28 protein-coding genes and 1 tRNA gene are annotated in these 26,637 nt (G+C 44.4%); 22 read left to right on the top strand and 7 right to left on the bottom strand.

The window, feature by feature from the left end; genetic code table 11:
• Position 1 precedes the first annotated feature (1 nt).
• Positions 2-1,255: an ABC transporter substrate-binding protein gene (locus OEL90_RS00800; protein WP_300686672.1), complete on the bottom strand. Its 1,254-nt coding sequence runs from the start codon at positions 1,253-1,255 to the stop codon at positions 2-4.
• 15 nt (positions 1,256-1,270) lie between these two features.
• Positions 1,271-1,702, bottom strand: a complete 432-nt coding sequence (locus tag OEL90_RS00795; RefSeq protein WP_291401217.1) for an Lrp/AsnC family transcriptional regulator — start codon at positions 1,700-1,702, stop codon at positions 1,271-1,273.
• A 159-nt stretch (positions 1,703-1,861) separates the two neighbouring features.
• Between OEL90_RS00795 and OEL90_RS00790 the strand changes: the two genes are divergently transcribed.
• From OEL90_RS00790 to OEL90_RS00700, 19 genes are all read left to right on the top strand, one after another.
• Positions 1,862-3,259 (top strand): oxaloacetate decarboxylase subunit alpha, encoded by a 1,398-nt coding sequence (locus OEL90_RS00790; protein ID WP_291401219.1) that lies wholly within the window; start codon positions 1,862-1,864, stop codon positions 3,257-3,259.
• A gap of 306 nt (positions 3,260-3,565) precedes the next feature.
• Positions 3,566-3,727: a hypothetical protein gene (locus tag OEL90_RS00785; protein ID WP_291401221.1), complete on the top strand. Its 162-nt coding sequence runs from the start codon at positions 3,566-3,568 to the stop codon at positions 3,725-3,727.
• Positions 3,728-3,754: 27 nt separating this feature from the next.
• Entirely contained in the window at positions 3,755-4,156 is a 402-nt protein-coding gene (locus OEL90_RS00780) for a hypothetical protein (RefSeq protein WP_291401223.1), read from the top strand.
• Positions 4,157-4,309: 153 nt separating this feature from the next.
• Positions 4,310-5,221: a hypothetical protein gene (locus OEL90_RS00775; protein ID WP_291401225.1), complete on the top strand. Its 912-nt coding sequence runs from the start codon at positions 4,310-4,312 to the stop codon at positions 5,219-5,221.
• 29 nt (positions 5,222-5,250) lie between these two features.
• Positions 5,251-5,460: a hypothetical protein gene (locus OEL90_RS00770; RefSeq protein ID WP_291401227.1), complete on the top strand. Its 210-nt coding sequence runs from the start codon at positions 5,251-5,253 to the stop codon at positions 5,458-5,460.
• Positions 5,453-6,400 (top strand): CpaF family protein, encoded by a 948-nt coding sequence (locus OEL90_RS00765; protein WP_308207472.1) that lies wholly within the window; start codon positions 5,453-5,455, stop codon positions 6,398-6,400. Before OEL90_RS00770 ends, OEL90_RS00765 begins: the two co-directional genes overlap by 8 nt.
• A complete protein-coding gene (locus OEL90_RS00760) occupies positions 6,393-7,163 on the top strand; it encodes a type II secretion system F family protein (RefSeq protein ID WP_291401229.1) in 771 nt (256 codons plus the stop codon). The genes OEL90_RS00765 and OEL90_RS00760 overlap by 8 nt, the downstream gene beginning before the upstream one ends.
• A 105-nt stretch (positions 7,164-7,268) precedes the next feature.
• Positions 7,269-7,883, top strand: coding sequence for a hypothetical protein (locus OEL90_RS00755; protein WP_300686664.1), 615 nt, complete (start codon positions 7,269-7,271; stop codon positions 7,881-7,883).
• A complete protein-coding gene (locus OEL90_RS00750) occupies positions 7,880-8,092 on the top strand; it encodes a Flp1 family type IVb pilin (RefSeq protein WP_291401233.1) in 213 nt (70 codons plus the stop codon). The genes OEL90_RS00755 and OEL90_RS00750 overlap by 4 nt, the downstream gene beginning before the upstream one ends.
• Positions 8,089-9,339 (top strand): FHA domain-containing protein, encoded by a 1,251-nt coding sequence (locus OEL90_RS00745; RefSeq protein ID WP_300686661.1) that lies wholly within the window; start codon positions 8,089-8,091, stop codon positions 9,337-9,339. The genes OEL90_RS00750 and OEL90_RS00745 overlap by 4 nt, the downstream gene beginning before the upstream one ends.
• A gap of 326 nt (positions 9,340-9,665) precedes the next feature.
• Positions 9,666-10,274: a TetR/AcrR family transcriptional regulator gene (locus OEL90_RS00740; RefSeq protein ID WP_300686659.1), complete on the top strand. Its 609-nt coding sequence runs from the start codon at positions 9,666-9,668 to the stop codon at positions 10,272-10,274.
• Between the two features lie 86 nt (positions 10,275-10,360).
• Positions 10,361-11,461, top strand: a complete 1,101-nt coding sequence (locus tag OEL90_RS00735) for an efflux RND transporter periplasmic adaptor subunit (protein WP_300686657.1) — start codon at positions 10,361-10,363, stop codon at positions 11,459-11,461.
• Between the two features lie 5 nt (positions 11,462-11,466).
• Positions 11,467-14,511 (top strand): efflux RND transporter permease subunit, encoded by a 3,045-nt coding sequence (locus OEL90_RS00730; RefSeq protein WP_300686655.1) that lies wholly within the window; start codon positions 11,467-11,469, stop codon positions 14,509-14,511.
• Positions 14,512-14,614: 103 nt separating this feature from the next.
• The gene (gene hpt, locus OEL90_RS00725) at positions 14,615-15,154 is read left to right on the top strand and encodes a hypoxanthine phosphoribosyltransferase (protein ID WP_291401243.1); all 540 of its coding nucleotides are present in this window, start codon (positions 14,615-14,617) and stop codon (positions 15,152-15,154) included.
• Positions 15,151-15,750: a flavodoxin family protein gene (locus OEL90_RS00720; protein WP_291401245.1), complete on the top strand. Its 600-nt coding sequence runs from the start codon at positions 15,151-15,153 to the stop codon at positions 15,748-15,750. The genes hpt and OEL90_RS00720 overlap by 4 nt, the downstream gene beginning before the upstream one ends.
• A gap of 84 nt (positions 15,751-15,834) precedes the next feature.
• A complete protein-coding gene (locus tag OEL90_RS00715; RefSeq protein ID WP_291401247.1) occupies positions 15,835-16,404 on the top strand; it encodes a phosphate propanoyltransferase in 570 nt (189 codons plus the stop codon).
• Positions 16,405-16,416: 12 nt separating this feature from the next.
• Positions 16,417-17,082 (top strand): deoxyribose-phosphate aldolase, encoded by a 666-nt coding sequence (gene deoC, locus OEL90_RS00710; RefSeq protein WP_291401249.1) that lies wholly within the window; start codon positions 16,417-16,419, stop codon positions 17,080-17,082.
• A 118-nt stretch (positions 17,083-17,200) separates the two neighbouring features.
• Positions 17,201-17,587: a hypothetical protein gene (locus OEL90_RS00705; RefSeq protein ID WP_291401251.1), complete on the top strand. Its 387-nt coding sequence runs from the start codon at positions 17,201-17,203 to the stop codon at positions 17,585-17,587.
• 206 nt (positions 17,588-17,793) lie between these two features.
• Positions 17,794-19,008: an ROK family transcriptional regulator gene (locus OEL90_RS00700; RefSeq protein ID WP_291401253.1), complete on the top strand. Its 1,215-nt coding sequence runs from the start codon at positions 17,794-17,796 to the stop codon at positions 19,006-19,008.
• Positions 19,009-19,142: 134 nt separating this feature from the next.
• On the opposite strand, the gene OEL90_RS00695 is transcribed toward OEL90_RS00700, so the two are convergent.
• Positions 19,143-20,000 (bottom strand): thiamine pyrophosphate-dependent enzyme, encoded by an 858-nt coding sequence (locus OEL90_RS00695; protein WP_291402896.1) that lies wholly within the window; start codon positions 19,998-20,000, stop codon positions 19,143-19,145.
• Positions 19,997-21,670 carry a 2-oxoacid:acceptor oxidoreductase subunit alpha gene (locus tag OEL90_RS00690; protein ID WP_300686643.1) on the bottom strand — a complete coding sequence of 558 codons (1,674 nt, stop codon included), beginning with the start codon at positions 21,668-21,670 and terminating at the stop codon, positions 19,997-19,999. Before OEL90_RS00690 ends, OEL90_RS00695 begins: the two co-directional genes overlap by 4 nt.
• A 132-nt stretch (positions 21,671-21,802) precedes the next feature.
• On the opposite strand from OEL90_RS00690, the gene tpx reads away from it, so the two are divergent.
• On the top strand, positions 21,803-22,306 hold the full coding sequence (gene tpx / locus OEL90_RS00685) for a thiol peroxidase (protein ID WP_291402900.1): 504 nt from the start codon (positions 21,803-21,805) through the stop codon (positions 22,304-22,306).
• Positions 22,307-22,401: 95 nt separating this feature from the next.
• Here tpx and OEL90_RS00680 read toward each other — a convergent pair whose 3' ends face one another.
• From OEL90_RS00680 to OEL90_RS00670, 3 genes are all read right to left on the bottom strand, one after another.
• Positions 22,402-23,742, bottom strand: coding sequence for an MATE family efflux transporter (locus OEL90_RS00680; RefSeq protein ID WP_291402902.1), 1,341 nt, complete (start codon positions 23,740-23,742; stop codon positions 22,402-22,404).
• Between the two features lie 108 nt (positions 23,743-23,850).
• A complete protein-coding gene (locus OEL90_RS00675) occupies positions 23,851-24,528 on the bottom strand; it encodes a uracil-DNA glycosylase (protein ID WP_291402904.1) in 678 nt (225 codons plus the stop codon).
• A gap of 65 nt (positions 24,529-24,593) precedes the next feature.
• Positions 24,594-24,681, bottom strand: a tRNA-Leu gene (locus OEL90_RS00670).
• A gap of 292 nt (positions 24,682-24,973) precedes the next feature.
• On the opposite strand from OEL90_RS00670, the gene OEL90_RS00665 reads away from it, so the two are divergent.
• Together OEL90_RS00665 and OEL90_RS00660 are read left to right on the top strand one after the other, a co-directional pair.
• Positions 24,974-26,191, top strand: coding sequence for a sensor histidine kinase (locus tag OEL90_RS00665; RefSeq protein WP_300686637.1), 1,218 nt, complete (start codon positions 24,974-24,976; stop codon positions 26,189-26,191).
• Positions 26,192-26,280: 89 nt separating this feature from the next.
• Entirely contained in the window at positions 26,281-26,601 is a 321-nt protein-coding gene (locus OEL90_RS00660; protein WP_291402908.1) for a DUF2752 domain-containing protein, read from the top strand.
• The last annotated feature ends 36 nt before the right edge of the window (positions 26,602-26,637 follow it).

The raw sequence follows: 26,637 nt of genomic DNA, 5'->3' as shown, positions 1-26,637 counted from the left end.
GCTAATACAGCAGTCTTGGCAATAGCTGATCCAGCATCAAAATGGCGTCGCTTGGGGTCTGCCCATTTTGAAGCGTCAGATGTACCTGAGCCTGGAGCAGAAGAGAAAGCTCGTCGTAATTCGCTACCTTTGGCCTTGGTTTGGACTGGTTAAAATAGTCAAACATGTCATCCAGAAAAGGCATGCGCTCCAGAACTTCTTCATCCGAGTACAGTGCAACTCTGGACGGAATGTAATTATACTTCAAATTCATGAGCTTTTCATTTTCGTATGTCGTCAGGAATTTGATCCATTCGACAGCTTCTTTCTTGTGTTTGGAGTCTTTTGATACCATGTACATCCAACCGCCAAAGGCACCATAGGAGTCTTGGCCGGACTTTAAGCTGGGAAGCGGTGCGACTGCAATTTTATCTTTTAGCTCCGGAGCCTCAGAAAGCTTGCGCCAACCCGTTGGCCAATCTCGCATGAAGATCAGGTTGCCTTCAATAAAGGCAGCCCGAAGATCACCACTTGAATAATTCAGGGCCTCAGTCGAAACAATCTTGTCAGTGTGGATCATGGACTGCATAAGGGTAAGTGTTTCATTCACCCCTTGAGCTTCAAAGCGGTATGGCGTTTGTGCGGTATCTATGTCATACCCGCCTGACCACAGAATTTCGAAGAAGCTGCAGGTTAAACCTTCAAAGTTTTTCCATGACGCAGCGAAGCCATTCAATTCAGGTTCTTTGACTTTTATGGCTAAAGCCGTTTCGCTCAATTCTTTGTAGGTTTTAGGAACCCGAAAATCATACTTTTCCAATAAATCTTTTCGATAAAACAAGACACCGGAATCAATTCTATAAGGAATGCCGTAGAGCATTCCGTCTACGGTAGCAGCGTCAATGGCACTGCTTAGGTATCCCTCAAGCTCATCTTCACTAAAAAACGGATCTAAATTTGCTACCCATTCAGATTTAACAAATATTGACGGCCAAGTGACATCCGCATCAAAAACATCGATGGCGTCTTGCTGAGTAGACAGCTTATTGCTGATTATTTCGTATTTGTCATTTGTGTCATCCGGAAGCTGCACATAATTGATTTTAATTCGGGGATGGTCTTTCTCAAAGGCAGCAATGACTTCCTCCATGACCCCAAGTTTGTCAGGGTGAGCATAAAATTGAAGCGTCACGGTGCGGTTCAAATAATAATAAAGATTAACCGAAATTGCTGAGACAAAAATTAAGGCCAAAAGGATGATGTGATTTCTTTTCATGAATTTGCGACGCTCCTAGGGCAAGATTGGTTTTCGATCCAGCGGGCTTGACAATACAATGGTAGTCCGGGTATTTCCTAATTGTTGAATGCGATCGAGCAATTTTTCGAGCTCAATGGTGTCAGAGAGAAATACTTTGATAGTCATGCAATCTTCACCAGTCAAATGATGACATTCTACAATTGCAGGATCATTTTTAACAAGATGCAGAAATGCCTTGTGCTGATTGACCATCATTTGAACATTAATGATTGCGAAAACGCGTTTCCCCAACAGTTTAGGATCGACGACTGCGGCATAACCTTGAATAATACCAGACTCTTCAAGGCGTTTGACCCGTTCGCTGACAGCTGGTGGAGACAGTGCGACGAGATTGCCGAGTTCCTTCATGGAAATGCGGCCGTCAGTCTGCAAAATTTCAAGAATTTTAATGTCAGTTGAGTCCATGTTGTGCCTCCTTAAAAAACGAAGGAATATTTGAAATTACCTAATTAATAAAAGTCATCACTATATTATCACTTTTCAAATCAAATGTACATTAGGCAAATCGGGTGATAATATCTAGTAGAAGAGTGTTTTTGATTTTGTTGAGGAGGCAATAATGTTATGACCCCCGTTAAAATAACTGAAACTGTTTTGAGAGACGGACATCAATCCCTCATAGCGACGCGCATGAAAACAAGTGAAATGGAGCCCATTCTAGAAAAAATGGATTCTGTAGGCTATCACGCCATGGAAGTTTGGGGTGGAGCAACTTTTGACGCCTCCCTTCGATTCCTCAACGAGAATCCTTGGGACCGCTTGAGACTGATTCGAAAGCGCGTCAAAAATACGAAGCTTCAAATGTTGCTTCGAGGTCAGAATCTGCTTGGGTACAAAAATTATCCGGATGATGTTGTCAAAGAGTTTGTAAAACTTGCCGTATTTAATGGCATTGACATCATTCGAACCTTTGATGCGCTCAACGACTTGAGAAATATCGAAACCGCGATCCTTGCCACCAAGGCAGAAGGCGCTCATGCACAAGCAGCAATTTCATTTACAGTTTCACCTGTACACACCATCGAGTCCTTTATCGTGTTGGCTAAGGATATGGTTTCAATGGGCGCAGATTCCATTTGTATCAAGGATATGAGCGGATTGTTGACACCCTACACAGCATTTGATCTTGTCAAGGGTTTGAAAAGCAGTGTGAACGTTCCAATTGAAGTCCATTCCCACTGTACAAGTGGTTTGGCGGATATGACTTACATGAAGGCTATTGAAGCAGGTGTTGATATAATTGATACCGCAATCTCACCATTTGCTCTTGGAACATCCCAACCTGCGACAGAGGCCATGGTTGCCATGCTGAATGAAACTGAACGCAAGACAGGCCTTGATCTCAAGATCCTGAATGACGTTGCGGAGCACTTTGCTCCAATGCGCGAAAAAGCGCTTGAAACTGGCCTGATGGATCCTAAAATTTTGGGCATGGACATAAATACTTTAGTTTACCAGGTACCGGGTGGCATGCTGTCCAATCTAGTGTCACAACTGAAACTACAAAATGCGCTTGATAAATATAATGATGTTTTGAAAGAAGTCCCTCGTGTCAGAGAGGATTTGGGATATCCGCCGCTGGTGACACCGACGAGCCAGATTATTGGTACTCAGGCTGTGTTGAATGTCATCACGGGAGAGCGCTATAAAATGGTGCCAAATGAGGTCAAAGCCTATGTCAAAGGCATGTATGGCAGACCGGCAGTGCCTATCAAGGACGAGATCATTCGTAAGATCATAGGGAATGAAGAAGTGATTACCTGCAGACCGGCAGATTTGCTTGAGCCTGTTTTGGAAGCCAAAGAAAAAGAAATTGGTATGTATATGGAAAGTCCTGAAGATGTATTGACCTATGTCCTCTTTCCTCAGGTCGCCTTGGATTTCTTCAAGCTTCGCATGGCAGAGAAATATAGCATTGACAATACCCTGGTCGACAGTGAACAAAATGTCTATCCTATCTAATTAAGAAGTAAAAAGGAAATTGGTGCATCTTAAGTCGGATTCCCCGACTCCCTGTTGCTTTCAATTTCCTTTTTTATTTTTTTGAAACATCATAATTCACCGATTCGTTTAATTGGACATTTTTACTGAAGCGTTTCACAGGACTTAAGTGTATAATGAAGACAGGAGGTGAGCCTTGTGATTGAATTTCATCCTCAAGCTCTTTCATTTCTAAAGACTGCGGGCAAGAAGGCGCTGGTCGTATACAGAACGACTGAAGGCAGCTGCTGAGCTATTCACGATCTGACCCTGGTCAGGGTCGGAGGATTGCGTCAAGGTGAAGCAGAACTGTTTGAAGCAATTGAAACTGAGGGGATAACCGTTTGGTTTGATACAACCCTTGAGCTCTCGGATCATGTTATAATCAAAATGGCTGATTACGCGTCAGATTTGCCGGATCGCGATTTGGTCGCAGAAGGCGTGTTTTAGAAATTTATTGAAAGCATGGGGGAGCATATGGCAGGAGAGAAAAAAGTGGAACTGACGCCGCAGGAAAAGAAGGCAAGGCGTGCACAGTCAAGGGCACGGGAAAGCCAGGCGCGCCGTGCAGAGCGTGAATCAATGGCTATGGAGAGATGGGCTGTGATGCGGCAAAAGGGGATGCGTCATTATGTCATCAAACAGGGACTGATCACCTGGACACTGATGACCAGCCTGATCTATATATTGCTTCTGGGTGTGTCTTTAAAATTTAAATTTACTTCAGAGATCCTGATTCAATTGGGTGCGGCTGTATTCTTTTTTGCAATTGGCGGAATATTGTTCGGTACAGCCACCTGGTATCTTTCTGAATCGAGGTATAAGCGGCATTTGGCAGAAAAGGAACGTCTTAGAGCACAAAAAAAAGGAAAAAAATAATTGCGAAATCACTGGGAAACTGTTGTTATGGCAGTCATTTATGACGCCGTGATGACAGTTTCTTTTATTTTATAACAATAAAGGAAAATTATGGTTGACGAAATAACAAATTATGGTAATATTAAGTAGACGAATATTGAAAGGAGTGGACTCATGGTAGTATGCCTTTACTATCCAGAGGAGGATTACCTTGCAGCAATAGAGCAGGCTTGTCTTTCATCCGGACTGGTTTCTTGGAGGATTAGACTGTTCTCAGAGGAAAGGCTATGGCGTTTAGCTGTACAGGCTGAAGATTTTTCTGGTATAGCCGCAGGGCCCCGCACCTCTCTGAATAACGCTGAGCTAGCAAAAGGCGTCAAAGTCCTTGTTCTGACAGATGCCTTCATTCCTGCCGAAAACGAGTTCTCAATTTATGAGCCCATCGATGCGTTGAACAGAGCAATTCAGAAACAGATGGGCACAATTAAAGCCATGGGTGAATCCGGAGGACTTCACTTCATTTTTTCATTTCAGTCATGTTATCAGCAGCGTCAAGCCTTTGAAGGGTTTAAAGCGCAGCTTTACCATCTGGATCCTTTAGCAGTTGTCATTGATTTGACAACTATTGCGAATATTTCAGGAAAAGTCGACGAAACTTTGACGGAATGGTTATGGGAAGGGGAAGATGCAGTTTTCAGTGAAGGTGGCTGCTACAGTCTGTGTCATAGACCTCAGGACGTCAGTGCACTTTTCTTGCCGCAGTGGCAGGATAAGCTGACGAATGCAGTCATGGGTATGCCTCACTCAATGTGGTTCTGGTGTGGGACGGATTGGAGAGAAATGCTTATAAAACTCATCCCGTTTGTGAAGAGTACCATTTGGATCTGTGACCACCCAAGAGAAGTAGAATCGGCCGTGGCATGGACTGAAATGATCAAAAACCGGCAATTCGGTATTGGAGGCTACTTGATCTCTAGCAGGGGAAGCCGCCATCCATCTGCTATACATTTGGAAGGTGCGTTTGATGGTCAATTTGAAACCCTGACGGACTGTGTTGGCAATATTGTGGCAGGAGGGCGAAGATAATTTATCTGTTAGGGGAGCATGAGGATCTATTGTATGATTCGCTTTGCGCAGAATTAGCGGCTGTGTTGAGTGAGAATCTTGAAGATACCGGTGATTTGAAACAAAAAATTGAAGTGTTTGTACGAAGCAACGAATCCTTAAGCCACTTGAGCACAATGGAAAAGATCGGCTTGGCACAAAGTTGGCTTTGGCGCATTCAGGGTTATGATTTTCTGGATTCATATTTGAAGGATCCCTGAGGTAACCGAAATCATGGTTAACGGACCCTCGAAAATTTTTGTTGAAAGAAAAAATACCATGGAATGCCTCAGCATCTCGGTTTCGAACGAAAGGCTGCGTCAGCTGATTCAGAAAATGGTGTCAGAAGTAGACCGACGCGTCAATTACAGAGATCCCATTGTAGACGCAAGACTGAGAGACGGCGCTCGGCTGAATGTCGTTATGCAGCCCGTTGGATTGGATGGTCCTTATATGACCATTAGAAAATTCAGAAAAGACTTGTTGACGCTGGAAGCGTTAAAGGACAGAGGGATGATGGATGAGCGCGTTATGTCATTTCTGGTGGGCGCTGTTAAAGCCAGGCAGAATTTAATGATCAGCGGAGGCACAAGCTCAGGAAAAACGACGCTTTTAAATTGTCTGAGCCGTTGTATTCCAAAAGGAGAGCGGGTTATATCAATAGAGGACAGCGCTGAACTCAATTTGAACAGTATCGATAATCTTGTACGCCTTGAAACGCGTCCGTCTGCTGCAGGTGAAGCTCTGGAAGTAACTATGTCTGATCTGATTCGTACGGCGCTGAGAATGCGGCCTGATAGAATGGTCGTCGGAGAGATCAGGGGTGCTGAAGCTTTGGATATGCTGCAGGCTCTTAACACTGGTCACGATGGCTCCATGTCTACAGGTCACTCAAATTCTGGAGCTGATATGCTTGACCGAATAGAGGCCATGGCTATGATGGCAAGTCATGGAACTGCTGAAGGGATCCGGCGGCAAATTGGGTCAGGCATCCACTGGATCATTCATTTGAAAAAGGACGCAGATGGCTCAAGAAGAATTCAGGAAATAATTCAGGTGCTGGGATATCGTCAAGGCAGGCTCGATTTTGAAACGGTGATCACAGAAGGCTGCCGAGTCTTGAAGACAGACGTCTTCGATCGCGTATCGAGCTATGCTTAAATACTTTAAGCTGATTCAGCCGGTATGGTACCGCGTGACGCCATCCGTACGTCGAATCCGATTGTGGCTCATATTGGCAATCGATACTATCCTTTCCACATGGATTTTATTTGAAAATCCTGGTTTCTTTGTATTTGTGCTGTTAATCAAGCTTCCGGCAATGAATTATCAGGCACAAATGGCAGCTGTCCAAACAAAAGATGAGTTCCTATCTGATTTCGCACGTTTTCTGTCTTTAATCGCTTCAACGACGTCGACTGGCAAATCTCTTCAAAGAGCTTTTGACCAAACAGTGGATGAGTTTTCCACCGCTTGTGAACCCCTCGCCTTCGAACTGAAAAAACTCAGCCGATTGATGCAGTTGGGCACACCGCTGACATCAGGCCTAGGTCGCCTGGCTCGACAATTTGATCTTGAGGAAGCGACAGATCTTTCGCGACAGCTCCTTCACGCAGAAAGCTGCGGACATGATATGACCATTGTCCTAAAGCGTTCATCGGTTTGGATTGGCGGACATATTCTCCATAAACAGCAACTCATACGAAAAATGACGGATCAGGTCCTAGAGTTCAGGCTGACATCGAAGATGCCGCTGCTAGTGCTGTTTTTGCTCAATGCGACATATGCGGACTATCTGAGTTTACTCTATACAACACCTGGCGGCAGAGTTCTGATGATGACAGCAGCTCTGGCGCTGGAAGGCGGAACTATTCTATTTGAACGAACCAGATTGATTCAACTGAAGACCAAGGGGTTGATCTGAATCATTAAGTCGGTTCTAAGGCGACATGGTCGGAAAGCACTGCTTAAATGGAACGAAATGACAGAAACATACGCTTGTTATGGCATAAGTATTAAGAGAGCGAGTTTGATGAAAGAAGCAGGGTTGTTGATGCCGGCATTTTTAGTTTTGATCCTGGGAGTGCGTCAGGCTTTATCCTTGTCTTTGATTAATACAGTACTGTGCGTATTGATGGGATTACTTATGGTGCCGTTGATCATTATCAAAGGGTTGAGCGAAAGAAAGTTAACCAGAAGCAGACAATTGGACAGAGCTTTGTTTTCAATGTCTTATAGGTATGGTCTGCTTATTCAAAGTGGACATAGTCTAAGGAAAGCACTAATAATGGCCATGGAAAGTGATAGTTTAATCTGGAGGGCATTTCCTGTCTGGCACGAAACCCGCATTAGACTGCAGAATGGGGGGGATTATGAATTGGCATTGTTACGGCTTCTGACCTTCAATCATTCAGGCACAAAAAGTTGGGCAAGGTGTTGCCTCTATGGTGAAAGAAAATCAGAAGCAGATCTAATCGGGTTGCTTCACGACTGGATGGATGATTTTAAAATGATCGCGGAGCAGACAGAAGCTGCAAGTCATGTTAAAGGACAATTAGGAATGATGATGCCAGCGCTGCTTCAATTTGGTGTGTTGATGCTATTGCTGATCAGTCCAATTTTTTTGGGAGGGATAAACACATGAAAAAGAATTTTGAAAGATTACAAATGGCTGTCATGGATACACGTGGGTTGGGCACAGTCGAACTCGTCGTTCTCGTGGTTGTGCTTATTGGTCTGGCATTGTTGTTCAGAACTCAGATTACTGAAATTATGACGAATATCCTGGATAACATAGATACGGAAAATATCACCATTCAAACTCGTTTGATTGTGGAAGGCATTCACCTATGATGCTGCAGAATGGTTTTGAAGGGCAGGAGAGAATCTACAGATTAGGAATCACTTTGCCGGACATCAATATGTTTGAGCTGAATGTCCTGACCCATTATCCGGAGCGTCCCTACCTGATCCCGTTACTGCGGGAAAAGGATGATGATGTTCAATTGGTTTACGCGTTTCACAGTCATATGACGCTTGAACAATGGCTTCGCAGAACAGCGGTCGATTATCATGATTTATTATCGATACTGGAAGAAACCGTCCAAATCTTGGCTCAGGCAGCGAAGCACTATCTTAGACTGGATCATTTCTGCATATCACCTTCACAAATCTGTTATCACACAGTTAAAAAACGTATAGAATTAATTTATATGCCAACGCGGAATACTGAACCAAGCTTTGAAGAAAAATGGCAGCAGTTCTTGAACAGTTTAGTGCCTATAGCTGCTTTGAGTTTGAAACCGGAAGGCTTTGAGGCGTTTAAGTCATTGTCTGAATCGACGGTGCATAGATATGAGCGACAGACTGCGCTTGTAAATGTAATTCGTCACTGGTTTGCTTCAAACTCAAAGCCAGTTGAATCGGAGATGGCGGATCGCGACGACCTTCATCCATACTCAAACAAACCTTTAAACGTCATAAATTCAGGATATGAGACATCACAACCGCTCGTTGTCGAACAATCAGTGCAAACAGCTAAGGTAAAAGCAGGAGGCAAAATTCATCAGATTGTGAAACCAAAGGTGATAGACTCCAGTCACAGCAATGGTGGCCTGATCGAGTATTTTAAACGATTATGTAAACGGGAAGAAAAATCAATACCAGAAAAGACGGTTTTCTCAAGAGCTGAGATTGGTGAGGAAAGCCATAATCTGATTCGTCACGGCGTTTCAACGCATAGTAAAATATCAATGTACAGACCTGATTTCGAAGGCACAACATTATTGTCTGAACAGGAGAAGCTGCAGGGAAAACTTGTTCTTCAAAATCAACAAGCCTGCAAGATTTTTGAACTTTCGAAGCCAGTAACGCGTATTGGAAGAAACACAGCACTTTGTGATGTGATTATTGATGATGACATAACCATCGGCAGACTTCACGCAGAAGTGCACCACTTGGACCAAGGGTATTTTTTAAAGGATCTGGACTCTTTGAACGGTACCTATCTTAATGAGCAAAGACTGGATAGTCAAACCCTGTACAAATTGAAAGGGAACGACCGCCTCAGGCTGTCTGAGCAGGAAATCCTCTTTGTTTGATTAAATAACCGCGTCTTCAGGGGTAATAGTTCTTGAATTTACCGGGGACTAGTAGTACATTCCCCAAAATAACTGTGCAATATAACAATGGATTATAAGCCTGAAATTTGCCAACAGGTTGAATGTTCTTTTGCACAGAAATTTCAAAACCACTGTACTAGTCCGTTTTCAGAAGCACTCCTTGCACAAAAGGAAGCGCTATTGAGGAACGGACTTTTTTGCGTGGGGTTTAAATACACATCGACATGTGATGAAAGTCAATCCATAGTTGTTGAATTATCATTTTGAGGGTATAATTTAATTAAAAATGAACAGGAGTTTATCATATGCAGGTCTTAAAAGAGCAAGTTAGAAGACGCATAGTGTCTTCTGCCCAGGCGGAATTTCTTAAAAAGGGCTATGGGCAAGCGTCTATGAGAATAGTTGCAGAGAGCTCTGAGATCACCGTAGGAAATATATACAGGTATTTCAGCTCAAAACAGTCGTTGTTTGAAGACGTGGTCAGTCCTGCTTACCAGGTTCTGAAATCACTGCTTGAATCAGTTCAGATCCATGAGGAAATGCCTTTGCCATCAGAAGACTATATACGATTTCGAGAACAGTTCGTCCGTGAAATCGCCACTGCCATTGAGGCATACCGTGATGAAATTCTGATTCTGTTCAATGGGTCGGAGGGTACGGTTTTTTCTGATGCCATGAATGAGTTGTCCGGAATAATTTTCTCCGTGCTTGAAAAGTATGTTCTCGAAACCATTGCCAGTCGCAACTCGGTTCAAAATCTTAAAGCCCTGGGCCGCTTAATTTCAAAAGGCATAGTTGAAGCTATCAAAGATCTTGTGGCCAGAACTGTGATTTTTGAACGAGATGCTGTTGAGAACGAGCTCAGGATGATTATAGATTTTTATTTCAGAGATTTGGTGACCAGGTTTGACTAATCAGTTTCAGACGTCCGCTGAAGGTTCTCCGGTAACTATTTCATTACTGATTTGCAGCCGTAGTATTAGAAAGAAGGGATGTTGGCATGTTTAAGCTAAGAGTCGTTCCATTAATGCTGACCCTCCTGATGGGGTTGATGGGCACTGCGTGCAATAAGATTGAAATATCGACATCTGAGCCTGTTAAACAGCCCGTTGAAGTGGTTGAAGTTCATTCGGAAAACCATGCACTGAAGCAGATGTACACTGGTCGAATCAGTGCAGATTCAACAGAGTCGCTTAGTTTTATGTCTTCAGGTAAAATAGCTGAATTAACTGTCAAAACAGGAGATTCTGTCAAGAAAGGCCAATTGTTGGCGAGACTGGACAATCAGGCTCAAAGCAGCGGTGTCAGCAGCAGTGCAGCCGGGATCAAAGCTGCTGAAGAGGTCGCTTCAAAAGCCCGAATTTCACTGGAGCACCTTGAAAAAACCTTGGAGGATTTCAAAGCACTCTATGATCAAGGCGCTATTTCCAGGGCGGAGCTGGAGGGGGTTGAGCTGCAGGTTTCAGTGACAAAAGCTGAACTCAAAGCGGCTGAAGCACAGGTACAGCAAGCAAGGGCGGGATTAAGCCTGAGCGATAGCTATTTGAAGGATACCAAGCTCTATGCGCCGAGAAGCGGCGTCGTTTTCGAAGTGTTTTATAAAAAGGGCGATCTGGTTTCAGCCGGTTATCCTGTCCTGATGCTGGAGGGTCAAGATGCAACTGCTGTGTTTGGCATGTCATCCGAGACTTTGATGAAGGACGAATTTGAGCGTGAGGTGGAGGTGGTCTATGACAATCACACTTTCAATGCATCAATCTCAAACATTGGAAAGCTTCCTGATCCCGCAACCCAAACCTATGAGGTTGAGGTGACGCTGCCAGCCGGCAAATATCTGATTGGAGCCATGGCGGAAATCTTCGTGCGCCAAGGTGAAATCAAAGCTGTCAAGCTCCCAATTGATATTGTGCTTTCCGGGGAAAATGATTTTGTTTACATAGTGGAAGAAGGTAGGGCAATTAAGAAAAATGTGGTCATCCGGGCAGTACAGAACAACGAGTTGTATGTTGAGGGCCTTGATGATGGTGATCAGGTCATTGTAAAAGGCATGAAGCTTGTGAATCCGCTGGATGATGTTGAGATCGTCAGCGTCACGAGGTGACCGGGATGAGAAGATGGATAGAAGCTGCGATACTGAACAGAAAAATTACTCTTTTTGTGCTGGTGCTCCTCATAGCGGCTGGCGCATATAACTTTTATATTAGTCCCAGACAAGAGTATCCTGAGATCAATGCGCCTGTCGCAATGATTTCGGTCATTTACCCTGGCGCGTCACCATCAGAAGTGGAAGACCGCGTAACCTCAAAGATTGTCAGTGAAGTTGAAGAAATTGAAGGTTATGACTATGCCTATACCTATTCCTTCAATAGTGCGTCCGTCACTTTTTTAAGATTGATTTACGGAACAGAGGTACAGACGGCTTGGAACGATCTGGAAGACAGAATGGATATACTGCAGTCGGAACTTCCACCGGAATGTCAAGCAATTCAGACCAATACGGATCTCGTGGAAACAGCGGGATTAATGGTCACGCTTTCGGGTGAAAACTATACTTATAATGAACTCAATGATCTGGCGCTTCAGCTTAAAGATGAGTTAAAGAGCATCCAGGGCGTGAAACGGTTCGAAATAATGGGCAAGCAGGAACGCGAAGTCGTTGTTGAGGTGAATTACAAGAAACTAAATGCGGTCGGGATCTCCATGAGAGAGCTTTTTGGCATGCTTCAGGCACAAAACGTTGAAATTCCTTCAGGTCAAATTGAGCAGCAGGGCACAAGCGTTAATTTAAGGACCTCCGGACGTTTGACCAGTCTTGATCAAATTCGTTCCCTTAACATAGGTGTTTCACCACAGTCGGGTCAAACAATTTTTCTCAGTGAAATTGCGGAGGTTTCTTTTCAGGATGCAGACACATCCTACAAGATTCTGCAGAATGGTGAAAATGCGATTCTGCTGACGGGATATTTTCAAAAGAATGAAAATGTCGTCTTGGTCGGCGATGAGGTCGACCAGGTAATCAGTCGTTTTCAGGAATCGCTGCCAAGCGATCTCAAGATTGAGCGCGTCCTTGATCAGCCGGAAAATGTCAGAAAGTCTGTCAATGACTTTATGATGAATCTGCTGCAGGGTGTCGTCTTTGTTTTGGTGGTTGTGCTTCTTGGAATGGGCTTGAAAAATGCCTTGATCGTTTCAACCGCTATTCCAGCCTCAATAATGATTTCGTTTATTTTTATGGGGTATCTGGGCATTGAGCTTCACCAGATTTCAATTGCTGCATTGATCGTGGCGCTGGGGATGCTTGTGGACAATGCTATTGTGATCATTGACTCCATTCAGGTAAAACTCGATGTGGGGTTTGATCGCGCTGAGGCCTGCGTTAGCGGAGCCAGAGAGGTTGCGGTTCCTGTGCTGACGTCGACACTGACGACCATCGGCGCATTCTTGCCCTTTATGTTGCTGCCTTCAATCGCGGGTGAATACATTGCCAGTCTGCCGAGCATCATCATGATTTCGTTGTCGGTGTCCTATTTGGTCGCTATTTTGATAATACCTCCGCTGGCTTATATGTTTCTGGGTCCGTCCAAAACATCTGGCAGGGGGAAGGGTGTGATCAGACTTTTTTTTGAAAGGGCGCTGCTGGCGGCTTTCAGATTCAGAGTACTGACGTTAATACTGGTATTGGCAACGCTGGGGTTCACGATTTATGCCGGTCTCTCACTGAATTTGAAATTTTTCCCTTACGCTGACACGGATAAAATATATATTGATGTGCGCTCAGAAAATGCGTCTTCCATTGAAACAACAGAAGCGCTCGTCAAGGATGTACATCAGATTTTAAGCGCTGAGCGGCTGATCCTTTCCAATACGACAGCTGTGGGCGGCGGCCTTCCAAAGTTCTACAATACGCTGCCAATCGTCCCGAACTCTAATGACAAAGCGCAAATGATGCTCAGAGTGGACATGGAGGCCTTGGCGTCTGGAAATAGTGGAATGACTCTGGAAACTTACGCAGCAGAGCTTCAGCAAAAATTGGACCACGTCGTGACAGGGGGACGGGTATCCGTTAAATTATTGGAGCAGGCGGAACCTATTGGGGCGCCGGTGCAGCTCAGGCTGCTGGGAAGTGATCTGGATCAGCTTGGAGAGGCCGCTGAAAAGCTTCAAAAGTTGATTTCTCAGGTGGAGGGTACGGCAAAAGTTGACACTGATTTTGAAAACCGCGTTTTCGAATATGTGGTTAAGCCTGATCTGGAGCTCGCCGGCAGCCTGGGCATGACCCAATATGACCTTCAAAGTGAGATTAGTCTGGCGCTCAGAGGTCAGGCCGCGACTACCATTCGACTTGACGATGGGGATTATGATATCGTATTAAAAAGTAATGTGGCCAGTTTGGATGATCTCAGAAATTTGAAGATCAAAGCGGCGGCATCTGACCTGAAAGTGCCTCTGGAAACTGTTTCAGAGATCGCTTTGGCCAGCGAATATGCTGTCATCAAATCCTACAAGGGCGATTTGGCGACTGTCGTCATGTCCGACATAGCACCAGGTTACAATGCGGTGGATATTCAAAAGGCCATTGTCGAGCAGATTGATCCGGCAGATTACCCCGGGATTGCGTTTAAGTTTGACGGCGAAAACGAAAAGATCGTCGAGAACTTTGGTAATATTGGTTCATCGGCTGTTCTCGCGGTGATGCTGGTCTATTCTGTTCTGCTCTTTCAATTCAGATCCTTCACACAACCGCTGATTATTCTCCTCACCATACCCCTGTCTGCGATTGGATCTTTCTTAGGGTTATATTTCCTAGGCTTTGAGCTGTCCTTTGTAGCAATGCTTGGAATTGTGAGTTTGCTCGGCATAGTCGTCAACAACGCAATTGTACTGATTGACTTCATCAATGCTGAGCGCTCGGAGGGAAAATCAGTAAAAACTGCTTGTGTTGATGCGGTCGAAAAAAGGTTTCGTCCTATTATGCTGACTACAATCACAACAGTCATTGGTCTGGTACCGCTGGCACTTTCCGGAAGCGCCTTATTTGTGCCCATGTCGGTAGCTCTGATGTCAGGATTGATGGTTTCAACTTTGCTGACTCTGATAATTATTCCGATGGTTTATTTGTGGACTCATCGGGATAATGACCCGATTGTTTGAATATGATCAACAACAGTTGGATTTCGAAGCACCAGGGTGGTACTTTAGCCATGTACAGGTTATAATATCAGTACAACCCCACAAAAAAAAATGAGGTGATCCTTTGAATCATGACATTAAGGAAATTTTAATCAGCCAGGAAGCGCTTGCTGCGAGAGTGCAGGAGCTTGGACAAGAGATCTCTGAAAAGTATAAAGGCAAAGAGCTGTTGATGATTGGTGTCTTGAAAGGTGCAAATGTATTCATGAGCGATTTGATGCGAGCAGTGAGTGTTCCAATCCAGATCGACTTTATTGCCGCCAGCAGCTATGGCAGCTCGACGGAAAGTTCGGGCGTCGTTCGGATCGTCAAAGACTTGGATTACAGTATTGAGGGTAAGCATGTCATGATTGTAGAGGATATAATTGATACCGGGTTAACCCTGAAGTATCTTTATGACAATTTTTCTGCCCGCAAACCGTCCAGTCTGTCTATCATCTCACTTCTGGACAAACCTGAGAGACGAAAAGCAGACATTAAAGTCGATTATACCGGCTTTATTATTCCTGATGAATTTATTGTTGGTTATGGTATAGATTATGCTGAAAAGTATCGCAATTTGCCATTTGTAGCGACTCTGAAACCAGAGGTCTATTCAAAGTGAAGCCAAAGCTCGTCGTAATATTTGGCGGTCCTAGACCTGGAAAGAACACGGATCAGGCACTGGATCTGCTTTTAGCAGGTATGGATCTTGATCGTTTCGAGTTGTTGCGCTTTGATCTGAGAAAAATGAAAATCCATCCCTGCACAGGCTGCTATCAGTGCGCAGATACGGGACGCTGTGTTTTCGAGGACGACATGGCGTTCGTTTTGAAGTCAGTGGATGAGGCAGATGGTGTCATACTGGCAACGCCTTTTTATTTCAATTCAGTGAGTGCCTTGACGAAAACAATGATCGACCGTTTTCAAGTTAAATGGACCAGGAAATTCATGCTGAAGGAACAGGTCGTTTCTAAATCTAAAAAAGGTTTACTTCTGGTGACTGCAGGTGCCGTTCAGAAAAAAAATGAAAGTGACGGTGCAAAGCTTGTCGCGGAGTTATTCTTTAAATCAATCAAAGCCTCTTTTGAAGCTTTTGTTTTTATTGAGGGGACGGATGAGAAGCCTGTAATGGAACAGCAGGAACGACATGGAGAGATCAAGACCAGAGGAGCGGAATTTGCCAATGTTATTCTAAGCGCTGCCCAAAATGAAGTATAATAAGCGGTCGCATTCAGATTTGACAAAATAGACATAATCCATGATAATGTTATGTATAGTGTATACAAAATAGGAGGTTTATTAATGTCTAAAGGATATGTACCAGTAGGATTATCGAACCGTCACGTTCATTTGAGCAAAGAACATATTGACATTCTCTTCGGTGAAGGTTATGAGCTGACTGTCTTCAAGGATCTTTCCCAGCCAGGCCAATTTGCTTGCCATGAAAAGATCGAGGTTGTAGGGCCTAAGGGATCATTTACTATGCGCGTCCTGGGACCTGCCAGAAACGAAACTCAAATTGAAGTTTCACTGGCAGATGGATTTACACTTGGCGTTGTACCGCCAGTCAGAGATTCAAGTGACCTTGCTGACAGCCCGGGCGCTAAGATCGTTGGACCAAAAGGCGAAGTGTTTATTGATAAAGGCATCATCGCTGCAGCACGCCATATTCACATGCACACGAGTGATGCTGAGCAATTTGGCGTCCAGGACAAGGATATTGTTTCTGTTAAAGTTGAGGGAAAGCGTGGTTTAGTTTTTGACAACGTGCTTGTAAGAGTTCATAAGAGTTATGCACTCGAAATGCACCTTGATATTGATGAGGGCAATGCTGCCGGCATTAAAAACGGAGACAAACTGATTGTACTTTAAGGAGGACTGACCGTGAATCTTGCAGGCTACATTGATCACACGATCTTAAAAGCTGATGCAACACGTGAACAAGTTCTGCAGGTCTGTGAAGAAGCGAAGACGCATGGCTTCTGGTCAGTCTGTGTCAATCCTTATTATGTCTCAGCTGCGGCTGAGGCATTAAAAGACTCTGCTGTCAAAGTGTGCTCAGTCATAGGTTTTCCGCTTGGCGCCAGTGTGACTGCCGTCAAAGCTGCTGAGACCCGTCAAGCGATCGCAGATGGCGCATGTGAAATAGACATGGTGATCAATATAGCTGCTCTGAAAAACGGGGATGATAACGTTGTCAGGCAGGATATTGAAGGCGTCGTCGCCGCACTTGAAGGAAAAGCGATTCTGAAGGTCATTCTTGAAACATGTCTCTTGACCAGAGAAGAAAAAATTCGTGCATGCAGACTGTCCAAAGCTGCCGGCGCTCATTTTGTCAAGACATCCACCGGTTTCAGTTCCGGTGGTGCGACTGCTGAGGATATCGAGCTTATGAGAAGTATTGTGGGTTCTCAAATGGGCGTCAAAGCCTCCGGTGGAATCAGGAGCAGAGAAATCGCGCTGGAAATGATTGGCGCCGGTGCAAACAGGATTGGCGCAAGTGCTTCGGTGGCTATTGTCTTGAATGAAGACAGCAATGCAGCCTATTGATTTCATAATTCTTAAGGAAGATCGCATGATTGTCATGCGATCTTTTTTAAAACTTAATGCTTTTTTTATTGAATCGACATGATTACCATATTACAATGGCTTCAAGGGAGTGAAAACCATGTACCAATCATATTCGGGATTTACAGGGCTGCTCATAATATTGACCATTGTTTTTGTCGTGTTTTGGCTGATTTTTGCAGCAGGCAGTTTTTTGCTCGGGACACCAATAGGCTTGGCAATCTTGGCTTTGCTTATAGTGAGACATTACTGGAGGAGAAGTCAATATCTTAAAGCCATGCATCAGGCCGAAGCGGAGTGGCAACAAGCAAACGGAAGTTCGAGTTTTGGACCTTTCGGAGCCAGCGGCAGCTATAATGCCAGTGAAACTGGGGAGCCCGGCAAGCGGTCTGCGGAACAACATGCAGAACCTACTGTGGGTACGGGGGTAGACCGATCGGAATACAGTGCTGCAGAGGATGTACATTTTAAAGAAATTGATGAATAGTGTTTCGAAACTTGAAGGATCATAAAAAAGTTGACATCTATAAATCGGTAAGTTTACAAAGGTTGTCGCGACGCAGCGGCAGCCTTTTTACATTTTCTGAGATAAACGTCACATCCTTTTAAGGGGAAGAGGTTGCCGACTTGACTACTTTATGTTATCTTCTTATTAACAACTTATTTTAGCCGCTAAAGAAAGTGGGGGATAACTTGGAAATCACATTGCCTTTGACACAGGATCAGATTAAGTGGGTCAATCGATTGACAATTCTGCAAATCATTCAGAAATTCGGTGAAATTTCCAAATCAGACATAGCCAGATATTCAGGCCTGTCTCCCGCGACAATTTCGATTTTATCTGAAGCGTTGAAATCTGACGGACTGATTGATGAAAAGGGTACAGGTGAGTCAACTGGGGGCAGACGTCCCACGGTACTTACATTGAATGAAAAGCATCATTACATGATAGGTATCTATGTCTCCAAATATGGGATCTCTTCCTGCGGAATGACAATGAGTGGCGGGATCCTGACAGAGGATGATTTATCTATGTTTGGGGATCGTTCCGGAAGCAGAATTCTGGATAATGTCACCCGAGTCATTCAGGAAATCATGCGCCATCTTTCAAACCGCCGGTGTCTTGGCATTGGCATCGCTGTCGAAGCGGAACCCTACGCTCTGGACAGCTTTTTGCTCGGCAGTAATGTCCTGATTCGTAAACAGGAATGGCAAGATCGCATTCTCACACTTGGCTGTGAAACTATTCGAATTGAAACTAAATCTAATGCCGTTGCAGTCAGTGAAAAACTATATGGTAAAGCTAAGGACGCCTTCAGCTTCTTTGTTCTGGATATTGGAGAGCAGATTACCTCTGCCTACTATTATCAGGATGCCATAGTCAAGGGGTTCAATCAGGGTGCGGGGAACATTGCTCATGTCCGGGTCAGTAACCGGGGCATTAAATGTAAATGCGGAAAATCGGGATGCTTCAATGCCGTTGCATCTACTATTGGCATTGAAGAGCGGTTTTTGATCAAACTTAAAGAGGGCAGCACTTCCAAGCTTGTCGAGGATTTGAAGGGGGATCTGACTGCGGTCACGGCCAAGCAGATCTATGATTATGCGGTTCAGGGCGACAGGTTGAGCCTCTCAGTCATTCGTGAAACAGGAGGCTATATTGGGACCGTGCTCTCCTATGTAATCAATGCCATCAATCCGGAGATGGTGTTGATTACCGGCATGTACAACGCCAATAGCATCATGAACCGAGAAATCAACAAATCTTTGAACAAATTAAGCGCACACCGAAATTTAAATCGCGTCTATGTGGGTGAGGGCGGCATGTACCGCTTTACGCCGGCTTTAGGCGCCGCAGCCCTGATCGCTCATGATAATTTGCGGCTTAGTTTTCGTGGACAGCAGTAGAGGGTTTGCCTAATAATACGATTAGTTATACCCGCTCATGAATTTTATTCGAATAATCGAAACAAAAAAGGACAGCCCAACTCAGTCCCGAGTTACGGCTGTCCTTTTATTTCTGAAGCTGATTTATTTCACTTCTAGAATTTCAGTTGATTAAGCAGTGGCTGGATATCTGTAGGTTTTCGTTCCACTGCAGCAAGATGGTCTGTTTTAATATGGTCTAGCCTGTCATAATAGGCTGGCTTGTCCTCTTTGTAAAGTATGCCGATAGGGATGCCGTCATCTCCCCACTTCAGAGATTCTGAGAATGCGGCGACTTTATCGTAGGGATCATAAGACTCAGGAACAGCATAAACACGGTCTTTGAACCACTGATAAGTGTTGACTTTATTGAACGTGACGCAAGGCTGAAGAATGTCTATAAGTGCATAGCCCCGATGGTTTAACGCAGCCATCAAAATTTCCTTCATAAATGGTTGGTCGCCTGCATTTGCTCTGGCAACAAAGGAACAGCCCAGCGAAATTGCGAGAGTGACCGGATTAAGTGGATCAACTCTCACGCCTTCAATCTGCAGGGTAGTCTTCTGTCCGAGCGGCGTCGTTGGCGCAGCTTGACCCTTTGTCAAACCATAAACTTGATTATCATGGATTAAATGGGTGATGTCCATGTTTTTCCGTATTGCATGAATAAAGTGATTGCCACCTTCTGCCAGCGCATCACCATCACCTGTATTGACGACCAGTTTCAGCTTAGAATTGGCCACATGCGCCCCAAATGCTGCAGGCAATGCTCTGCCGTGAAGCCCGTTAAATCCGTTCGCGTGGATATAATGAGGAAGTTTTGCGGCTTGTCCAATACCTGAGACGATCAGAAGATCTTCCGGAGCGAGGCCCAGCTCTTCAAAAGCGGCCTTCATGCTGCTGAGGATCCCAAAGTTCCCACAACCCGGGCACCAGGTGTTTTCTTTATGATTGTCAAATGGGGAAGTCTTCACTTTTGTATCATCTCCTCATAAGCCTTCAGGATATACCCGGGGCTGAATTGTCTTCCGTCATATTTCAAGATGGAATGGTGAATAGGATAGGCAAGTTCTCTGGATATCAATTGCCTGAGTTGGCCCTGGTAATTTCCCTCAACGTTTATGAGGCGGGCACCCCTCTCAATAAGTTTTGTAAGTGTCTTAGTTGGCAACGGGTATAGATCTCCAAATATCAAAGCGCCAACAGATCTGCCTTGCCCTGTGAGATTGTCGACGGCGGCTGCAACAACTCCGGCTGTGGAGCCCCAGCAAATCAGAATGTCTTTGGCTTCAGGATCACCAATCAGTCGTGGCTCCTCAATTTCTTTGATAATTTCATTGAGCTTAGACATTCGTCTGTCATTCATAGCAGCTCTGTTGCTGGCACTTTCCGTAACACTGCCATTTTCGTCGTGTTCATGGCTGTCATTCATGACTATTTGTGAGGTCATTCCCGGTACGACCCGGTCTTGTACCAAGGTTCTAAGGTCGTGATGACGATAGTCTTCTCTGACTTCTTTAACGAGATGAAGATCAATCTTCAATGCCTTAAGATCCGGTTCTCTGACCGTAGATGTAGAGTCCGCCAGATATTGATCAGAAAGAAGAATGACGGGGACTCTGTATTTATCAGAGAGGTTGAAAGCTCTAAACGTTTTATAGAAGGCATCCTCAATAGAGTTGAAGCTTAAGATAATTCTAGGGAATTCACCTTGTGAGGCATCCAGCACAAAATTGAGGTCGCTTTGCTCAGTTCTAGTCGCCATGCCTGTAGCAGGACCAGGCCGCTGGACATCCAGCATGACCACTGGTACTTCAGCAACTGCTGCGAAACCCAGGCCTTCCACCATGAGCGAGAATCCGCCGCCACTGGTGGATGTCATGCTTCTGAGGCCATTTGACGCTGCGCTTATGATGCTGTTGATAGCAGCAATTTCGTCTTCAGCTTGTTCAACAACTAAAGGATAGCGGGTTTCATACTGAGTCAGATAGCTCATGACACCTGTGGAGGGTGCCATAGGATAGGCGGAATAAAATCCGACGCCCGCGGCCAGAGCACCCAGTGCAACCGCTTGATTGCCAGACATGACAAGGTGATCCTCATTGGTCTTAGGTATGGAGATCAAAACACAGTGTGTCGCCTCATATGCCATTCTTGCAGTTTTGGTGTTCGCGTCAATGATTGCTTCTGTCCAGCGCTTGTCCACAAGATGGTTCAGAGTACTTTCTTCCAGGCCAATGGCTTTGACAATCGCCCCCAAAGCCACCATGGAATACCCTTTGGTATTTCCGGTTTCTTTTAAAATTTCCTTGAAATTAAGACGTGTTACCTGATGACGACATGGCTCAGGCAGTACCACATCAGCGTCGCAAATGATCAATCCGTTTTCTGTTAATCTGTCATAATGCTCTTTAATGATTTCTGAAGTCAATGCTACTATGACGTCGAGCGCATCATCATGACAGTGTACTGGCTGATCTGAGAGTGTCACGTGGGTAAAGTTAGTGCCGCCCCGAATTCTGGACATATAGTCCTTGTATGAATGGAAATGGAAGCCCTTTTTAGTCAACAGCCGGGTCAAAAATTGGTCAATGGTATTGATCCCGTGTCCTGCGGAACCGCCAATTAAAATGTTGATTCGCATTTAATCACCTCGTTGTGTAATGTCAAATCACTTTAAATCGCGTCAACGATATTCTTTTACCCAATACTGTTTAAAAACAAACAAAATGGGAAATTAATCAAGTATAATCGAACAGCATAGGAGGATTTCGTAATGGAATTTGTATTTGCAGGCAAGAGTCAAAAATTGGCGGGTGCACCTGTTAAGGTTGGTCAGGCAGCAATGGATTTCACAGCAATCAAAAGAGACCTTACCAATTATGAGTTTTTTAAGGAGACTGAAGGGAAGGTCGTCGTGATCAGTTCTGTACCATCCCTTGACACAGGTGTCTGTGAGTTTCAGACAACCAAATTTAATGAGGAAGCCAGTGAACTGTCAGAAGATGTGGCCATTGTAACAATTAGCTGTGATTTGCCATTTGCTCAAAAGCGCTTCTGCGGTACACATGGCATCGACCGCATAGAGGTGGTCTCAGACCATAGAACTCTATCTTTTGGTAACGCGTATGGCTTCACAATTGAGGACGTGCGCCTGCTGGCCAGAGGTGTCGCGGTCATTGACAAGGACCGGGTAATCCGCTATGTGGAATATGTTCCGGCTGCAAGTCAGCATCCGGATTATGAAAAGGCCATTGAAGCTATTAAAGCTTTGGTATAAGGACTCCTATGAATTTTTAAGTTAAAAAAAAGGCAGCGGTTGAGTTTTCGGTTTAAGAAAACGTCACTGCTGCCTTTTTTAATAGGCCGATAGAATCAAATTTTAATCTCAGTCCATTTTTTTTGTTTAATTTTCAAATACATAACTGCACAGAAGAGGGTGTAAGAGATAAGTTCAGCATACCAAGCGCCTTTGAGATCGAAGCCCAAGACTCTGACCAGCATAAAGGCAATTGGAACATTAATGAGCCATACTCTGAAAAACGAGAGCTGCATGACTGTTCTGGTGTTGCCTGAGCCCCTCAGAACCCCTGACATGACCAGCAAAGCATTAAGAAAAGGCTGAAGCAACGCGCTGAGAATGAGAACCGGGATAATAGTCTCGATAACACCGGGATCACTCGTAAATAACCTTGGCCAGAAATTCAAAAATGTGAGGAACATAGTCCCCATGAATACACCCCAGGCAAGACCCAAAAATGTCGATTGCCTTCCGGTAGTGTAGGCCAAGTCGGGATTTTTTTCACCAAGGGCTTTTCCTGTTAAAGTTGCTGCCGCTATTGAGATCCCAACCGCTGGCATGTAAGAAATGGACTCAAGGTTGATCAAAATTCTGTATGCAGCTTCGGAAGTAGTGTCTAAGGTTGAAATTATCACATTGACCGCTAAAAAGCTGGCTTGAATCAAGGCTTGCTCAGCAGCGCTAGGCAGACTGATTTTGAGCAGCGGTTCAAATAAGGCTTTGGTAGGCAGCATGTCACAGAGTCGAAGATGCACTTTCTTTTTAAAATCAAACAAAATGATGGTATACAAAGTTACGGACAGCCAGCGTGCTGAAAGGGTTGCAATGGCTGCGCCTTCAATTCCGAGAGGCGAAAAGAAAAAGAGTCCTTTAATGAGCACAAAATTACCGGCAATATTGAAGAGATTGGCTATCAATGTTATTTTCATTGGAGTACTTGTATTGCCTGAGCCACGGAGTATCGCGGCGAAGGAAAAAGACAGGAACATGGGCAGGATGCTGAGACCAACCCATTTAAAGTACTTTGCTATGTAAACATTAACTGCTTCGGAGGTTTGAAAGATGGAGAATATTTGGTCTTTGAACACATAGCACAAAAGTGTTACCAGCAGCCCAAGAGCCAGGTTTAGAAATACTAATTCACTGGCGGTTTTGTTGAGTTTGGTGTAATTCGCCTCTCCGTAACTTCGCGCGATTAAGGCGGTACCTCCGGTATTGAAAGCAGTAAAAACAAAAATGAGCGTGAAGATGATTTGATTGACAAAACCAGAGGCCGATAAAGCCGCATTTCCTATCATCCAACTGATCATAAGCGTATCAGCTATCCCCAGCAGCGTATCGAAGCTCATATCGATAATAGCCGGCAAAGATAATGACAATATGCTTTTTATGGCAGTCTTTTTAGTCGTCATCATTCATGCCCCCGATGTCATAAGTCTAGCATATTTCATGGAACAGAACAATTGGGATTAGCAGACTGACTAAGCATTCTAAATAAATATTTTTTTATGGTGTTTTGGAGTTTAAAGTGTATCGATTTGCCAGTCAATCGGTGAGACGCCGTGTGCCGTCAGGAAGGAATTTGCTTTGCTGAAAGGTCTGCTCCCAAAGAAACCCCGATAGGCAGAAAGGGGACTTGGGTGAGGCGATTCCAATATCATGTGCTTTGGATTGGTCAACATTCCTTTTTTTAACTGTGCCGGTCTGCCCCAAAGAAATATGACAATTGGCCGTTCTTGAGCGTTTATGATCCGGATAATAGCATCCGTAAACTGCTCCCAGCCTTTACTTTGGTGAGAATTTGCCTGGTGTGCCCGAACAGTCAGTACCGTATTAAGAAGCAGCACGCCTTGGTCAGCCCATTTTTTAAGGTAGCCATGATTCGGAATGTCGCATCCAAGATCCTCATTGAGTTCTTTATATATGTTCTGAAGTGATGGTGGAATTTTTTGCCCGGGAAGGACTGAAAAGCTGAGGCCGTGGGCTTGATGGAGATCATGGTAGGGATCCTGTCCCAGCAGAAGCACTTTGACATCCTTTAATGGAGTGAAATGAAGCGCGTTGAAAATATCGTGCATGGGAGGGAAAATCTGCTGGGTCGTATATTCCTGAATAAGAAATTGCCTCAAGGCCTTATAGTAAGGCTTTTCAAATTCCTCCGATAGTACTTCCTGCCAGTCGTTTTTCAGTATTGTCGCCATCTGAAAAAGTCCCCCTTTGCATTTAATGAGAAAAGACGACCTTCTTAGAGAAGATCGTCTTTCAGTGGTGCGAGAGATGGGAGTCGAACCCACACAGGCTAAGCGCCCATAAGAGCCTGAATCTTACGCGTCTGCCAATTCCGCCACCCTCGCGCGGCACTATTACAGTATATTCGAAAAACGACCTTTTGAAAAGAGGTTTTTTTATTTTTTTTGTAAGAACAATTCGCGCCTTAATTATCTGACAAAAAAGGCTAATTAGATGCCCCATCATTCAGTCCGTCAGGATAGATTGGAATAGAGACGGAAGGGTTAAATGAATGTAGATCTTTCGAGATAATGGATAATAAATTTTCTATGTTCAGAAAAAATTCTCGATTCTTTGCTGTCATAAGGCTTCCAATGACTTATAATGAAGTAGAGATCCATATTAGGAGGGGACACTATGCGTTATTTCAGCCTGAAAACGCCTTATTATTTAAGCGCGACTTTGACTTTCAAACCCTCGCAGTCTTTTGTTCTAGGTATACTGATCGGGATCATTATTATTGCGGTTATATTGATGGTTCGCCAATATATTATTGTAACGTCAAAACTCAGAAAAATTGAATCTAAGCGGGAGAACTTCAGGAACCACTTCTATCAATTTCTTGATTTGTTTCCAGTTGGAATACTTGGCCTCAGTCAAACCGGTGAAATTTTGATCAGAAATTATTCGGTTAAACTGCTGACAGGTATTGAAACTCAAGGTTTGAGAGAAGTAAAAGACATGAACTGTTTTACTGAGGCACAAATAGAATGGCTGATCCACCAGATTCAACAGCCGGGGCCCAATAGGGAGATGCAGGTGCAGATCAAGACTACAACGGGTATCAAAATACTGCTGATCAGTGTGAATGTACCTTCTGAGCGCGATCCGGATCTGCCTGCCGCCTATGTTTTAATACAGGATCAAACACGGGAAAAGTCGATGGGCGCATTGCTGCAGCAACAAGACAAGATTGAGAAGATGAATCAGTTGTCAGCGGGTGTCGTTCATGAGTTGAAGAATCCGCTCATTTCCATCAAAGGCTACATCCAGATGCTGGATCAACGTCTGGACGATCCGAGTTTTGTCAAGCTAGCCATGTCGGTTTTGCCTGCTGAAATTGATCGTCTTATTACTATGGTTGAAACCATGCTGAATTATGCCAAGCCAAACGCCTTGAAAAAAGAAATCTTTAATTTAAAAAAATTGGTAGAGGATGTCAGTCGATTTTTTAAGATAGAAATGTCATCTCACCGCATTCAGTTAAAGACTGAACTCACAGATACGCTGGTGTTCTCCAGTATCAATGGCATTCGGCAAGTGCTGGTCAATGTTTTGTTCAATGCGGTTGAAGCGATGCCGGCTGGAGGCATCATAGATATAAGCTCAAAGCAGGAAAGTGGCTTTATTATGCTGCTGGTTCAAGACAATGGCAGTGGAATGACTCAGGATCAGTTGGAACATCTGCTCGAGCCATACTATACGACAAAAGAAAGTGGATCTGGTATGGGGATCCCCGTTTCAAATCAGATTCTCTCGGAACTTGGAGGGCAACTCAGATTTGAAAGTGTATTAGGTGCAGGAACGACTGTAATTATTGAAATCCCATTGGTACAAGCGGAAGAGGGAATATAGTGAACCTTAGGAAGTTAGTCATTCTGCTTTTAATGGCGGTTGTCTTGGCCGGCATCTGCTTTTCAATCTATTCAGGAGGCAGTATCTGCGTGATCAGAAATATCACTGGGTTGCCATGCCCGGGATGTGGTATGACGAGGGCGCTGATTGCACTGTCAAAATTGGAATTCACGAAGGCAGTCGGACTCCACCCCCTTAGTCTGATGATGCTGCCTTTTGGAGGGTTGTTGGCTCTCAGCCCCTTCAACCGTTCTCTGAGGAGGCTTATAGGAAACAAGGTCTTCTGGCAGCTGCTGATCGCTATTTTTTTAGTGGTATATATAGTGCGGATGTTCCTGATGTTTCCTCATATTGAGCCTATGACGTTACTTGAAAATGCCTATTTGCTTAGAATATTCACGAAAAATTAAATGCAGCATGAACGGCCTGGAGTTCATTGGTTTATG

Origin of the sequence: Acidaminobacter sp., from assembly GCF_030247605.1 — a bacterium.
GTDB lineage: Bacteria > Bacillota > Clostridia > Peptostreptococcales > Acidaminobacteraceae > Acidaminobacter.
Note: the sequence above shows the minus strand (reverse complement) of the source record. Positions and strands in the feature narration are given on the sequence as shown.